Annotated in this window: 14 protein-coding genes; 13 read left to right on the forward strand and 1 reads right to left on the reverse strand. The window is 68.4% G+C overall.

The window, feature by feature from the left end; all coding sequences use genetic code 11:
• Positions 1-30 precede the first annotated feature (30 nt).
• The 13 genes from ACZYRS_RS24225 (at position 31) to mnhG (ending at position 11,537) form a co-directional block, all read left to right on the forward strand.
• On the forward strand, positions 31-372 hold the full coding sequence (locus ACZYRS_RS24225; RefSeq protein WP_198787772.1) for a LapA family protein: 342 nt from the start codon (positions 31-33) through the stop codon (positions 370-372).
• Complete coding sequence (lapB, locus tag ACZYRS_RS24230) at positions 362-1,531, forward strand: lipopolysaccharide assembly protein LapB (RefSeq protein ID WP_463421288.1); 1,170 nt, start codon at positions 362-364, stop codon at positions 1,529-1,531. Before ACZYRS_RS24225 ends, lapB begins: the two co-directional genes overlap by 11 nt.
• Positions 1,532-1,671: 140 nt before the next feature.
• The gene (locus tag ACZYRS_RS24235) at positions 1,672-1,983 is read left to right on the forward strand and encodes a ComEA family DNA-binding protein (protein WP_463421289.1); all 312 of its coding nucleotides are present in this window, start codon (positions 1,672-1,674) and stop codon (positions 1,981-1,983) included.
• 143 nt (positions 1,984-2,126) lie between these two features.
• Positions 2,127-3,095: a TRAP transporter substrate-binding protein gene (locus tag ACZYRS_RS24240; RefSeq protein ID WP_463421290.1), complete on the forward strand. Its 969-nt coding sequence runs from the start codon at positions 2,127-2,129 to the stop codon at positions 3,093-3,095.
• A gap of 21 nt (positions 3,096-3,116) precedes the next feature.
• Positions 3,117-3,626 (forward strand): TRAP transporter small permease, encoded by a 510-nt coding sequence (locus tag ACZYRS_RS24245; RefSeq protein WP_463421291.1) that lies wholly within the window; start codon positions 3,117-3,119, stop codon positions 3,624-3,626.
• Positions 3,619-4,920, forward strand: a complete 1,302-nt coding sequence (locus ACZYRS_RS24250) for a TRAP transporter large permease (RefSeq protein WP_198787767.1) — start codon at positions 3,619-3,621, stop codon at positions 4,918-4,920. The genes ACZYRS_RS24245 and ACZYRS_RS24250 overlap by 8 nt, the downstream gene beginning before the upstream one ends.
• Positions 4,921-4,959: 39 nt before the next feature.
• On the forward strand, positions 4,960-5,337 hold the full coding sequence (gene crcB / locus ACZYRS_RS24255) for a fluoride efflux transporter CrcB (RefSeq protein ID WP_463421292.1): 378 nt from the start codon (positions 4,960-4,962) through the stop codon (positions 5,335-5,337).
• A gap of 76 nt (positions 5,338-5,413) precedes the next feature.
• Positions 5,414-8,356, forward strand: a complete 2,943-nt coding sequence (locus ACZYRS_RS24260) for a monovalent cation/H+ antiporter subunit A (RefSeq protein ID WP_463421293.1) — start codon at positions 5,414-5,416, stop codon at positions 8,354-8,356.
• Entirely contained in the window at positions 8,356-8,706 is a 351-nt protein-coding gene (locus ACZYRS_RS24265) for a Na+/H+ antiporter subunit C (protein WP_042582397.1), read from the forward strand. The genes ACZYRS_RS24260 and ACZYRS_RS24265 overlap by 1 nt, the downstream gene beginning before the upstream one ends.
• Positions 8,703-10,421 (forward strand): monovalent cation/H+ antiporter subunit D, encoded by a 1,719-nt coding sequence (locus ACZYRS_RS24270; RefSeq protein WP_463421294.1) that lies wholly within the window; start codon positions 8,703-8,705, stop codon positions 10,419-10,421. Before ACZYRS_RS24265 ends, ACZYRS_RS24270 begins: the two co-directional genes overlap by 4 nt.
• Positions 10,418-10,909 carry a Na+/H+ antiporter subunit E gene (locus ACZYRS_RS24275; protein ID WP_198787763.1) on the forward strand — a complete coding sequence of 164 codons (492 nt, stop codon included), beginning with the start codon at positions 10,418-10,420 and terminating at the stop codon, positions 10,907-10,909. Before ACZYRS_RS24270 ends, ACZYRS_RS24275 begins: the two co-directional genes overlap by 4 nt.
• Positions 10,906-11,184: a K+/H+ antiporter subunit F gene (locus ACZYRS_RS24280; protein ID WP_198787762.1), complete on the forward strand. Its 279-nt coding sequence runs from the start codon at positions 10,906-10,908 to the stop codon at positions 11,182-11,184. The genes ACZYRS_RS24275 and ACZYRS_RS24280 overlap by 4 nt, the downstream gene beginning before the upstream one ends.
• On the forward strand, positions 11,181-11,537 hold the full coding sequence (mnhG, locus tag ACZYRS_RS24285; protein WP_198787761.1) for a monovalent cation/H(+) antiporter subunit G: 357 nt from the start codon (positions 11,181-11,183) through the stop codon (positions 11,535-11,537). Before ACZYRS_RS24280 ends, mnhG begins: the two co-directional genes overlap by 4 nt.
• Before the next feature lie 37 nt (positions 11,538-11,574).
• Here mnhG and ACZYRS_RS24290 read toward each other — a convergent pair whose 3' ends face one another.
• The gene (locus ACZYRS_RS24290; protein ID WP_463421295.1) at positions 11,575-12,597 is read right to left on the reverse strand and encodes an XdhC family protein; all 1,023 of its coding nucleotides are present in this window, start codon (positions 12,595-12,597) and stop codon (positions 11,575-11,577) included.
• Between the last annotated feature and the right edge of the window lie 4 nt (positions 12,598-12,601).

A 12,601-nucleotide genomic window follows, 5' to 3' on the forward strand; every position in this document is an offset into this window, starting at 1 on the left:
CGTAGAATGCCTCCGGCAACGGGAATGGCTATGAAATACCTCCTGTGGCTGCTCAAGGCAGCCATTTTTTTTACGCTCTTCGCCTTCGCGCTGAACAACCAGCACGACGCGACCGTCTATTTCTTCTTCGGCACCCACTGGCGCGCACCGCTGGTGCTCGTCGTGCTCGCGGCCTTCGCCGGCGGGCTCGTGGTGGGCGCGCTCGGCATGCTGCCCGGCTGGTGGAAACACCGCGCCGCCGCGGCCGCCCAGGGGCCCTCGGCGAACGAAGCCCTCTCCACAACAACGGCACCGACGGCCGTGACCGCTCAGGCAGCGGCACCGTCCATCTCCGCCACCGACCTCCCCGCCGTACGTCAACATGGACTTTGATCCCAGCTGGCTGCTGATCAGCCTGCCCGTCGCCTTCGTGCTCGGGTGGCTCGCATCGCGCTTCGACATCCGCCAGCTCAAGCTCGAGAACCGGCAGGCGCCCAAGGCCTACTTCCGGGGCCTGAACTTCCTGCTCAACGAGCAGCAGGACCAGGCCATCGATGCCTTCATCGAGGCCGTGCAGAACGACCCCGACACGCAGGAGCTGCACTTCGCGCTCGGCAACCTGTTCCGCCGCCGCGGCGAATACCAGCGCGCCGTGCGCGTGCACGAGCACCTGCTGGGCCGCGGCGACCTGAGCCGCACCGACCGCGAGCGCGCGCAGCACGCGCTCGCGCAAGACTTCCTGCGCGCCGGCCTGCTCGACCGCGCCGAAGCCGCGCTGCAGAAGCTCGAAGGCACGCGCTACGAGAACGAGGCGCGCCTCTCGCTGCTCGCCATCTACGAGCGCTCGCGCGAATGGGCCCAGGCCGCCGACGTGGCGCAGAAGCTCGATGAGTCCGACCAGGCCAGCTACGCCACGCGCCGCGCGCACCACCTCTGCGAACAGGCGACCGAGCGCGTGGCCGCCGGCGACCTCCCCGCGGCAGCGAAGCTGCTCGCGCAGGCCGTCGAGCTGGCCCCGCAAGCGCCGCGCCCCGCCATCGACACCGCCAACCTGCAACTGCGCAACGGCGATGCCGCCGCAGCCTTCGACACGCTCGTGGCACTGAGCGACACCGCGCCCCTCGCACTGCCGCTCTACGCGGCCGCGCTGCAACAGGCAGCCGTGGCCGCACACCGCGAGGCCGACGCGCTCGCGCTGCTGCAGCGGCGCTACGTGGACTCACCGTCGATCGACGTGCTCGAGGCGATGATCGCGCTCGGCGGCACCCCCAGCGCCACCGTGGACGCGCCCGAACCCGCCCCGCGCGACGGCTACATCGCCCACCTCGCGCAGCAGCCCTCGCTGGTCGCCGCATCGCGCTGGCTCGCGGGTGAGAAGTTCGAGCACGAGCAGTTCCATCCGCAGGTGCAGCGCGCGCTCGACCAGGCCACCCGGCCGCTCATGCGCTACCGCTGCGCCGCGTGCGGCTTCGAGGCGCACCAGTACTTCTGGCACTGCCCCGGCTGCCAGGCCTGGGACAGCTATCCGCCGCGCCGCGTCGAAGAACTCTGAGCAAGGTTCCGACCACATTCCGGAACAATGGTCACCCGGGCGGCGACCTCGTCAACGCCCCTTTCCCTGACCTCGTTGAACGCCGGCCGACGCTTTTGTCGGCTGTCGGTCATACCTACAAATCAGGGAGTTTTTCAATCATGTTCAAGAAGATCCTGGCCCTCTCGGCCCTGCTGTTCGCGGTCGTTTCGTTCGCCGCCGTCGATGTCAACAAGGGCACCGAAGCCGAGCTCGATGGCCTGAAGGGCGTCGGCCCCGCGATGTCCAAGCGCATCCTCGATGCGCGCAAGCAAGGCGAGTTCAAGGACTGGCCCGACCTCATGCAGCGCGTGAAGGGCGTCAAGGAGAAGAAGGCCGAGAAGCTCTCGGCCGAAGGCCTCACGGTGAACGGCCAAGCCTTCGGTGGCGCAGCGCCTGCGGCACCGAAGGAAGCGAAGGCCGCCAAGCCCTGACCCCGCGCATGCAGCGATAGCCAAAGCCGCCCTCGAGGCGGCTTTTTCATGGGCGCACCAAGGCAGGGAAATGCCTCAGAGATGGCCCGGAATTTGCACGTATGCTCATTTTCGTTTTCACTTTCATACGTTCCGGAGCGCTCATGAATCACAAGTTCGGCATTGCCCTCGCTGGCCTGACCCTCGGCGCAGCAGCCTTTGCGCAGACCAAGTGGGACCTGCCCACCGCCTACCCCGCAAGCAACTTCCACACGGAGAACATCACCCAGTTCGCCAGCGACGTGGACAAGGGCAGCGGCGGCAAGCTCAAGATCACGGTGCACGCCAATGCGTCGCTCTTCAAGGCGCCCGAGATCAAGCGCGCGGTGCAGGGCGGCCAGGCGCAGCTGGGCGAAATCCTCTTGGTGAACTACCAGAACGAGTGGCAGATGTTCGGTGCCGACGGCATTCCGTTCCTGGCCGACAGCTACGACGCCGCGTGGAAGCTCTACCAGGCGCAGAAGCCCGTGCTCGAGAAGAAGCTGGCCGAGCAAGGCATCCAGCTGCTCTACACGGTGGCCTGGCCGCCGCAGGGCATCTTCGTGAAGAAGGAGATCGCCTCGGCCGCAGACCTGAAGGGCGTGAAGTGGCGCGCCTACAGCCCCGCCACCGCGCGCATCGGCGAACTCGTCGGCGCGCAGCCGGTCACCGTGCAGCAGGCCGAGCTGTCGCAGGCCATGGCCACCGGTGTGATCGAGTCGTACATGTCCTCGGGCTCCACCGGCTACGACACCAAGACCTACGAGTACATCAAGAACTTCTACGACACGCAGGCGTGGCTTCCGAAGAACGCGGTGCTCATGAACAAGAAGGCCTTCGATGCGCTGGACAAGCCCACGCAGGACGCGGTGCTCAAGGCCGCCGCCGACGCCGAGAAGCGCGGCTGGGACCTCTCCAAGAAGAAGAACGTCGAATACCTGGACCTGCTCAAGAAGAACGGCATGACGGTGCACGTGCCCTCGGCGCAGCTGAAGGCCGACATGAAGAAGGTCGGCGACACCATGATCAAGGAGTGGACCGAGAAGGCCGGCCCCGAAGGCCAGGCCGTCGTCGATGCATACAAGAAGATGTGAGGCGGACTCGAACTGCACCCGATGCGCAAGACGCTTGATCTTCTCTACATGAGCGCCGCCGCATTGGCGGCGCTTTTCATGGTCGGCCTGCTGGTGATGGTGCTCTTGTCCATCATCGGCCGCCAGCTTCACTTCAACATTCCGGGCATCGATGCCTACGCCGGCTACCTGATGGCCGGCGCCGGTTTCCTCGCGCTCGCGCACACGCTCAAGCGCGGCGAGCACATCCGCGTGACGCTGGTGCTGCAGCACCTGCCGCTCGCGGCGCAGCGCTGGCTCGAACGCTGGGCGATGGGCGCCGCGGCGCTGCTCGCGCTGCTCTTTGCCTGGTACAGCGCGCGGCTGGTCTGGCAATCGTTCGACTACCACGACATCTCCACCGGCAACGACGCCACGCCGCTGTGGGTGCCGCAGCTGTCGATGGCGCTGGGCACCATCGTCTTCGCGGTCGCCGCGCTCGACGAATTCGTGATCGAGTGGCGCGGCCGCCCAGCCAAGCCCGTCGAGACGGAGGCGCTGCGCCATGAGTGACATCGCCATCGCGGGCCTCCTGATCGCCGCGCTCTTTCTCATCCTGGGCAGCGGCGTGTGGATCGGCCTCACGCTCTCGGGCGTGGCGTGGATCGCCATGCAGATCTTCTCGTCGCGCGCCGCCGGCGACGCGATGGCCGTGACCATCTGGGGCTCGGCCTCGAGCTGGACGCTCACCGCGCTGCCGCTGTTCGTATGGATGGGCGAGATCCTCTTTCGCACGCGGCTCTCGCAGGACATGTTCAAGGGCCTCGCGCCCTGGATGCAAAGCCTACCGGGCCGGCTGCTGCACACCAACGTGGTGGGCTGCGCGGTGTTCGCCGCAGTGTCGGGCTCCAGCGCCGCCACCTGCGCCACCATCGGCAAGATGAGCCTGCCCGAGCTCAAGCGCCGCGGCTACCCCGACGACATGGTCATCGGCACGCTGGCCGGCGCGGGCACGCTGGGCCTCCTGATCCCGCCCTCGATCATCATGATCGTCTACGGGGTGAGCGCGGACGTGTCGATCGCGCGGCTGTTCATCGCGGGCGTCATCCCGGGGATCCTGCTCGCGCTGCTGTTCTCGGGCTACATCGTGGTCTGGGCGCTGCGCAATCCCGACAAGGTGCCCGCGGCCGACGCGAAGCTGCCGTTCGTGGAGAAGCTCAAGGCCTCGATGTCGCTGATCCCCGTCGCGCTGCTGATCCTGTCGGTGCTCGGCTCCATCTACGCGGGCATCGCCACGGCGACCGAGGCGGCGGCCGTGGGCGTGGTCGGCGCGATGGTGATCTCCGGCGTGCAGGGCTCGCTGACGTGGAGCAGTTTCAAGGAGGCGCTGCTGGGCGCCACGCGCCTGTATTGCATGATGGCGCTGATCCTCGCGGGCGCGGCCTTCCTCACGCTGGCCATGGGCTACATCGGTCTCCCACGGCACCTGGCCGAATGGATCGGCTCGCTGGGCCTGTCGAAGTTCCAGCTGATCGTGATGCTCGCGGCCTTCTACATCGTGCTCGGCTGTTTCCTGGACGGCATCTCGATGGTGGTGCTGACCATGGGCGTGATCATGCCGACCGTCACCGCGGCGGGCATCGACCCGGTGTGGTTCGGCATCTTCATCGTGCTGGTGGTCGAGATGGCGCAGATCACGCCGCCGGTGGGTTTCAACCTCTTCGTGCTGCAGGGCATGACCGGCAGGGACCTGCTCTACATCGCGCGCGTGACGCTGCCGATGTTCTTCCTCATGGTGGCGGCGGTGCTGCTCATCTACTTCGTGCCGCAGCTGGTGACGTGGCTGCCCCAGCAGATGGCACCCTGAACCCCGCGAAGCCAGGACCCTCGCGCCGACAATAGACGCATGCTTCTTCCGATTCTTGCGATCTGCGTCGGCGCCTCCATCGGCGCCCTGGCCCGCTGGGGCCTGGCCCTGTGGTTCGGCGCCGGCGGCCTCATGCCCTGGGGCACGCTGGCGGCCAACCTGATCGGCGGCTACCTCATCGGCATCGCCATCGCCGCGTTCCAGTTGCTGCCCGACCTCGATCCGGTCTGGCGGCTCGCGCTGGTGACAGGCTTTCTCGGCGGGCTCACCACCTTCTCCAGCTTCTCGGCCGAGGTCACGACCATGCTGCTCGAAGGCCGGCTCGGCGTGGCCATGCTCACGGCCGCGGCGCACCTGGGCGGCTCGCTTTTTTGCACCTGGCTCGGCATCCGCACGGTGCAGGCCTTCGCGGCCTGATCGCGCCGGAAACTGCCTTATGTCCTGCGGTTATAGATAGGCCCTCCCAGAGGGGCCGCCGATAGAATCGACCCCAATGCCCCTGGTCTTTCTCGTCGCACTTCCATTCATCGCCAGCGTGCTGGCCGCGTTGATGCCGTCCAACGCGCGCAACAGGGAGTCGACCCTCGCGGGCCTCGTCGCATTGGGCTGCGCCATCCAGGCCGCATGGCTCTTTCCACAGATCGCGCACGGCAACGTGCTCAGGCAAGAGATCGAATGGCTCCCCGCCCTCGGCCTGAACCTCGTGTTCCGCATGGACGGCTTCGCGTGGCTCTTCTGCATGCTGGTGCTGGGCATCGGCGCGCTGGTGGTGCTCTATGCGCGCTACTACATGTCGGCGTCCGATCCGGTGCCGCGCTTCTTCTCGTTCTTCCTCGCGTTCATGGGCGCGATGATGGGCGTGGTGCTCTCGGGCAACCTCGTGCAGATGGTGCTGTTCTGGGAGCTCACCAGCCTCTTCTCGTTCCTGCTCATCGGCTACTGGCACCACCGGCGCGACGCGCGGCGCGGCGCGCGCATGGCGCTCACGGTCACCGGCGCGGGCGGGCTGTGCCTGCTGGCCGGCGTGCTGGTGCTGGGGCGCATCACCGGCAGCTACGAGCTGGACGTGGTGCTCGCCTCGGGTGACCTGATCCGCGCGCATGCGCTCTACCCCGTCGCGCTGGTGCTGGTGCTGCTGGGCGCCTTCACCAAGAGCGCGCAGTTCCCGTTCCACTTCTGGCTGCCGCGCGCCATGGCCGCGCCCACGCCGGTGTCGGCGTACCTGCACTCGGCCACCATGGTGAAGCTGGGCGTGTTCCTCATGGCGCGCCTGTGGCCCGTGCTCTCGGGCACCGAGCAGTGGTTCTGGCTGGTGGGCGGGGCGGGCGCGATCACGCTGCTGCTTGGCGGCTTCATCGCGATGTTCCAGCGCGACCTGAAGGCGCTGCTGGCGTACTCGACCATTTCGCACCTGGGGCTCATCACGCTGCTGCTGGGCCTCAATAGCCCGCTCGCGGCCGTGGCCGCGGTGTTCCATGTCATGAACCACGCGACCTTCAAGGCCTCGCTCTTCATGGCCGCCGGCATCATCGACCACGAGACCGGCACGCGCGACATCCGCAAGCTCAGCGGCCTGATGCGGCTCATGCCGATCACCGGCACGCTGGCCATCATCGCCAGTGCCTCGATGGCCGGCGTGCCGCTGCTCAACGGCTTTCTCTCGAAGGAAATGTTCTTCGCGGAGACGGTGTTCATCCAGTCCACGCCGTGGGTCGATTTCAGTCTGCCGGTCATCGCCACCATCGCGGGCATCTTCAGCGTCGCGTATTCGGCGCGCTTCGTGTTCGACGTGTTCTTCGGCCCGCCCTGCGGCGACGAGGTGCCCAAGCATCCGCACGAGCCGCCGCACTGGATGCGCGTGCCGGTCGAGCTGCTGGTGCTGGTGTGCCTCGTGGTGGGCGTGGTGCCGGCCTGGTCGGTCGGGCCGCTGCTCGCCGCGGCCGCGACGCCGGTGGTCGGCGGCACGCTGCCCGAGTACAGCCTGGCGGTGTGGCACGGCTTCAACCTGCCGCTCGTGATGAGCTTCGTCGCGCTCGCGGGCGGTGCCGCGCTCTACCTGCTGCAGCGCCGCCGCCGCGCGGGAGGCGGCCTCGAACACACGCCGCTCCTGCATCGCTTCGACGGCCAGGTCATCTTCGAGCACCTGCTCGCGCTGCTGAGCGAAACCGGCCGCCGCAGCCGGCGCCTGTTCGGCACGCGCCGCATGCAGTCGCAGCTGCTGCTGCTCGTGGCAGTGGCCGTCGCGGGCGCCGCGGCGTCGCTCTGGGCCACGCCCGCGGCCCCCGGCACGCGCGAGCTGCTGCCCTTCTCGCCGATGTTCGCGATGATGTGGCTCATCGGCGGTACCTGCGCGCTGGCCGCCGCCTGGCAGGCCAAGTTCCACCGGCTCGCCGCGCTCATGCTGGCCTCCGCTGCCGGGCTGGTCTCGTGCGTGACGTACATCTGGTTCTCCGCGCCGGACCTCGCCCTCACGCAGCTGGTGGTCGAGGCCGTGACCACCGTGCTCATCCTGCTGGGCCTGCGCTGGCTGCCGATGCGCAGCAAGGACGTCATCCAGCCCGCCCGCGCGCGCCTTCGCCCCTGGGGCCGGCGCGGGCGCGACCTGCTGGTGGCCACCATCGCGGGCTGCGGCATGGCCGCGCTGGCCTGGGCCCTGATGACGCGCAACTTTCCGCAGAGCATTTCGCCCTTCTTCCTCGAACACGCGCTCACCGAAGGCGGCGGCACCAACGTGGTCAACGTGATGCTGGTCGATTTCCGCGGCTTCGACACCTTCGGCGAGATCACCGTGCTCGGCGTGGTGGCGCTCACGGTGTACGCGCTCTTGCGGCGCTTTCGCCCGGCCATCGAATCGATGGCGCTGCCGATCCAGCAGCGCCAGCAGATCGACGACGGCAGCAGCGACCTCCTGAACCCGCGTCTGGCGAAAGACACCGCCGTCGGCTACCTCATGGTGCCGGCCGTGCTGGTGCGCCTTTTGCTGCCGCTCGCGGTGCTGGTGTCGGTCTACTTCTTCATGCGCGGGCACAACGCGCCGGGCGGCGGCTTCGTCGCGGGGCTGGTGATGTCGGTGGCGCTGGTGCTGCAGTTCATCGTCTCGGGCACCGAGTGGGTCGAGGAGCACCTGCGCATCTACCCGCGCCGCTGGATCGCCATCGGCCTCCTGTTCGCACTGGCCACCGGCAGCGGCGCGGTGTTCCTGGGCTACCCGTTTCTCACCACGCACACCGCGCACGTGCACCTGCCGCTCCTGGGCGAGATCCATGTGCCCAGCGCCCTGTTCTTCGACATCGGCGTGTTCGCGCTGGTGCTCGGCGCCACGATGCTGATCCTCACCGCGCTGGCCCACCAGTCCATCCGCAGCCACCGCTGGGCCGACGAGCAGGCCGAGAAGGAAGCGCAGGCCCAATCCGAAGCCGTGGAGGGAGCGCACTGATGGAAATCGTGCTCGCCCTGGCCATCGGCGTGCTCACCGGCTCGGGGGTCTACCTGCTGCTGCGCCCGCGCACCTTCCAGGTGATCATGGGGCTCACGCTGATCTCGTACGCGGTCAACCTCTTCATCTTCAGCATGGGCCGCCTCAAGGTGGACAGCGAGCCGGTGCTCATCAAGGGCATCGAATCGACGCTGGCCAACACGGCCGACCCGATGCCCCAGGCGCTGGTGCTCACCGCCATCGTGATCGGCTTTGCGATGACGGCGCTGTTCCTGGTCGTCATGCTCGCCTCGCGCGGCCTCACGGGCACCGACCATGTGGACGGTGAAGAGCGCAAGGAGGCGGAATGACAGAGGTCTTCCACCTGCTCGACCGGTTTCTCGAGTTCAGCATGCCGCATCTCGTGGCGGTGCCGATCCTCGTGCCGATGCTCACCGCCGCGCTCATGCTGCTGCTGGGCGAGAACCGCCGCCGCGCCAAGTCCGCGTTGAGCGTGGTCTCGGGCCTGGTCGGCCTCCTGGCCGCGCTCGCGCTGCTGCGCTGGGTGAACGCGCCCGACACCGGCGGCGGCCCCGGCTCCATCGGCGTGTACCTGCCCGGCAACTGGCGCGCGCCCTTCGGCATCGTGCTGGTGGCCGACCGGCTCTCCACGATGATGGTGGCGCTCACCGGCGTCATCGCCTTCGCCGCCTCGATCTATTCCACCTCGCGCTGGGACCGCGCGGGCGTGCACTTCCATCCGCTGCTGCAGCTGCAGCTCATGGGCCTGAACGGCGCGTTCCTCACGGGCGACCTGTTCAACCTGTTCGTGTTCTTCGAGGTGATGCTCGCAGCGTCCTACGGCCTCCTGCTGCACGGCTCGGGGCGCCTGCGCGTGCAGGCGGGGCTGCAGTACATCGCGATCAACCTCGCGGCCTCGTCGCTGTTCCTGATCGGCGCGGCCATCCTCTACGGCGTGACCGGCACGCTCAACATGGCGGACCTGGGCGTGCGCATCGCCGAGCTCGCGCCGGGCGACCGCGGCCTCGTGCATGCGGCGGCCGCCATCCTCGCGACCGCGTTCTTCGCCAAGGCGGGCGCCTGGCCGCTCAACTTCTGGCTCGTGCCGGCCTACAGCGCGGCGGTGTCGCCCGTGGGGGCCGTGTTCGCATTGCTCACCAAGCTGGGCGTGTACACGGTGCTCAGGCTCTGGACCGTGCTCTTCGCGCCCGACACCGGCGACTCGGCCGCCTTCGGGCAGGCCGCGCTGGTGGGCATCGGTCTCGCGACGCTGTTCGTCGGCGCCATCGGCATCGTCGGCACGCAGCGGCTGTCGAACCTCGCGGGCTTCAGCGTGCTGGTGTCGGCCGGCACCTTGCTCGCGGCGGTCGGGCTCGGACAACCGGAGGTGTGGGCCGGCGCGCTCTATTACCTTCTGAGCTCGACGCTCGCGGTGAGCGCCTTCTTCCTCCTGATCGACATGATCGAGCGCTGGCGCAACGCCGGCATGAGCGTCGCGCCGCACGAGGCGGCGGGCAACGCGCCCTTCCTCGCCGAAGACCTGAGCGCCATGTCCGACGTGAACCTGGACGACGAGGCGCAGGCGCTCTACGGCCGCGCGATTCCCGCCGGCGTCGCGTTCCTCGGCCTGAGCTTCATGGGCTGCACGCTGCTGCTGGCGGGCCTGCCGCCGCTGTCGGGCTTCGTCGGCAAGTTCGCGATGCTCTCGGGCCTGCTCGGCGCGAAGGGCGTGGCGACGGCCGGGTGGATCTTCCTGGCGCTGCTGATCGTCTCGGGCTTTCTCTCGCTGATCGCCTTGAGCCGCACCGGCATCCGCCATTTCTGGACGCAGCCGCATCCCACGATGCCGTCGTTGCCCGCGCTCGAAGTGCTGCCGGTGGCCGCGCTGCTCGCCGCCTGCGTGGCGCTGACCGTGTGGGCCGAGCCCGTGATGCAGCATGCCAAGGCCACCGCCAACGGCCTGAAGAATCCCGAGACCTACCGCAATGCCGTGATGGGCGCCACGCAGGTGCCCAACCCGGTGGTGGCGCCCGCCAAGGTGCCGGTGAAGGGAGCCGCGCCATGAAGCGCTGGATTCCGTCGCCGCCGCTGTCGTTCGCGCTCTTCATCGTCTGGCTGCTGCTGAACCAGTCGCTGGACGCGCCCACGCTGCTCATGGCGCTGGTGCTGGCCATTGCCGTGCCCCTCCTCACCAAGGGCCTGCGCCCGGCCACCGTGCGCATGCGCAAGCCCGGCGTGGCGCTGCGGCTCTCGTTCGTCGTCACCTTCGACATGCTCAAGTCCGCCTGGGACGTGGCCCGGCTGCTGCTCACGCGCCGCAGTTCCCGCATCGGCGCGAGCTTCGTGCAGATCCCGCTGGACATGCGCGACCCCAACGGCCTGGCGGTGCTCGCGATGGTCCTGTGCCTCACGCCGGGCACCGCCTGGGGCGAAGTGGCGTTCGACCGCAGCACGCTGCTGATCCACGTGTTCGACCTGGACGACGAGGCCGCCTTCGTCGCGATGATCAAGACGCGCTACGAGCGCCCGCTGATGGAGATCTTCGAATCATGACGCCGATCCTTTTCTGGGCCTTGAAGGCCGCGCTCTTCCTGCTCGCGGTGGCCATGCTCTGCGCGGTCTCGCGGCTGCTGATCGGCCCCTCCGCGCAAGACCGCGTGATGGCGCTGGACTGCCTGTACGTCAACGGCATGCTCATGATGCTGGTGCTGGGCATCAACTACGCGAGCAACGTGTACTTCGAGGCCGCGCTGCTGGTGGCGATCTTCGGCTTCGTCGGCTCGACGGCGATGGCCAAGTTCCTGCTGCGCGGGGAGGTGATCGAATGACGGATTTCATCGTCGGGCCGCTGCCGCTCTGGGCGGAGATCGTCACCGCCGTGTTCGCCGTGCTGGGCGCGGCCTTTGCGGCGATCGGCTCCTTCGGCCTCGTGCGGCTGCCCACCTTTTTCCGCCGCATCCACGCGCCGACGCTGGGCGCGACGGTGGGCGTGTGGTGCATGACGATCGCCACCATCGTCTACTTCTCGGTGCAGGGCTACAGCCTGTTCCTGCACGCGATATTGATCGTGCTGTTCATCGCGCTCACAACGCCGATCACCACCATCTTCCTGATGCGTGCGGCGCTCTTTCGCGAACGGCAAAAGGGCGGCAACGTGCCGCCGCAGGCGAAGTCGGGCTGACGCGCCTGCGCGCCCGCGTCGCCTGTCCTCGCTGTCCTCAGCTCATCGCGAGCTGCTGCATGCCCTTGGCGCGCGCCACTTCCACTTCGCGCGGCAATGTGACTGCGTTCTTTACCGCAAGAATTTCCGCCATCACGCTCACCGCGATCTCCGGCGGCGTCTTGCTGCCGATGTAGATGCCGATCGGGCCGCGCAGCCGCGCGAGCGATTCGGCCGTCTGGTCGAAGTGCTCGATCATGCGATCGCGCCGCGCGTCGGCATTGCGGCGCGAGCCGATCGCGCCCACGTAGAAGGCCTCGGTCTGCAGCGCCTCGAGCAGCGCGAGGTCGTCCAGCTTGGGATCGTGCGTGAGCGCGACCACGCAGCTGCGGCGGTCGGGCCGGAAGGCCAGCACCGCGTCGTCGGGCATCTCGGTGGTGATCGTCACGCCCGGCAGCGACCACGCGGTGCGGTACTCGGCGCGCGGGTCGCACAGCGTGACCGCGAAGCCGCTGAACTTGGCCATGGTCGCGAGGTATTCCGCGAGCTGGCCGGCGCCGATGAGCAGCATGCGGTACTCGGGGCCGAAGGTGTTGGTGAGCTCGGTGTCGTCCACCTTGAGCTCGTCGGGCGCGGTGGCCTCGGCGAGCGTCACGGCGCCGGTCGCGAGCGTCACGGTGCGCTGCATGAGCCGGCCTTTTTCGAGCTCGGCCACGAGGGTGTCGAGCGAGGCGGCGTCGGGGTCGTATTCGAGCAGCAGCTCCAGCGTGCCGCCGCAGGGCAGGCCGAAGCGGTGCGCCTCGTCGGCCGTGATGCCGTATTTCACGAGCGCGGGCGGGGTGCCAAGGGGCACTTCTTCGCCGTTGCCGTGCGCGTGGCTGTAGCGCGCGATCAGGTCGTCCTCGATGCAGCCGCCCGAGACCGAGCCGACCACCGCGCCGTCGTCCGCCAGCGCCATGATCGAGCCGACCGGGCGCGGCGACGAGCCCCAGGTGCGCACCACCGTGGTCAGCAGCGCGCGCTTGCCGGCCTGCCGCCAGTCGCGCAGCGCGCGCAGGACCATGACGTCGAGGTTTTCCATGGCG

This window comes from Variovorax sp. AC194, assembly GCF_979257995.1.

Bases quoted from the DNA above. Each gene is read 5' to 3' on its own strand.
- ACZYRS_RS24275 (WP_198787763.1), top strand. From the start codon at position 10,418: ATGAAGCGCTGGATTCCGTCGCCGCCGCTGTCGTTCGCGCTCTTCATC.
- crcB (WP_463421292.1), top strand. From the start codon at position 4,960: ATGCTTCTTCCGATTCTTGCGATCTGCGTCGGCGCCTCCATCGGCGCC.
- ACZYRS_RS24225 (WP_198787772.1), top strand. From the start codon at position 31: ATGAAATACCTCCTGTGGCTGCTCAAGGCAGCCATTTTTTTTACGCTC.
- lapB (WP_463421288.1), top strand. From the start codon at position 362: ATGGACTTTGATCCCAGCTGGCTGCTGATCAGCCTGCCCGTCGCCTTC.
- ACZYRS_RS24270 (WP_463421294.1), top strand. From the start codon at position 8,703: ATGACAGAGGTCTTCCACCTGCTCGACCGGTTTCTCGAGTTCAGCATG.
- ACZYRS_RS24260 (WP_463421293.1), top strand. From the start codon at position 5,414: ATGCCCCTGGTCTTTCTCGTCGCACTTCCATTCATCGCCAGCGTGCTG.
- ACZYRS_RS24240 (WP_463421290.1), top strand. From the start codon at position 2,127: ATGAATCACAAGTTCGGCATTGCCCTCGCTGGCCTGACCCTCGGCGCA.
- mnhG (WP_198787761.1), top strand. From the start codon at position 11,181: ATGACGGATTTCATCGTCGGGCCGCTGCCGCTCTGGGCGGAGATCGTC.
- ACZYRS_RS24245 (WP_463421291.1), top strand. From the start codon at position 3,117: ATGCGCAAGACGCTTGATCTTCTCTACATGAGCGCCGCCGCATTGGCG.
- ACZYRS_RS24290 (WP_463421295.1), bottom strand. From the start codon at position 12,597: ATGGAAAACCTCGACGTCATGGTCCTGCGCGCGCTGCGCGACTGGCGG.
- ACZYRS_RS24235 (WP_463421289.1), top strand. From the start codon at position 1,672: ATGTTCAAGAAGATCCTGGCCCTCTCGGCCCTGCTGTTCGCGGTCGTT.
- ACZYRS_RS24280 (WP_198787762.1), top strand. From the start codon at position 10,906: ATGACGCCGATCCTTTTCTGGGCCTTGAAGGCCGCGCTCTTCCTGCTC.
- ACZYRS_RS24250 (WP_198787767.1), top strand. From the start codon at position 3,619: ATGAGTGACATCGCCATCGCGGGCCTCCTGATCGCCGCGCTCTTTCTC.
- ACZYRS_RS24265 (WP_042582397.1), top strand. From the start codon at position 8,356: ATGGAAATCGTGCTCGCCCTGGCCATCGGCGTGCTCACCGGCTCGGGG.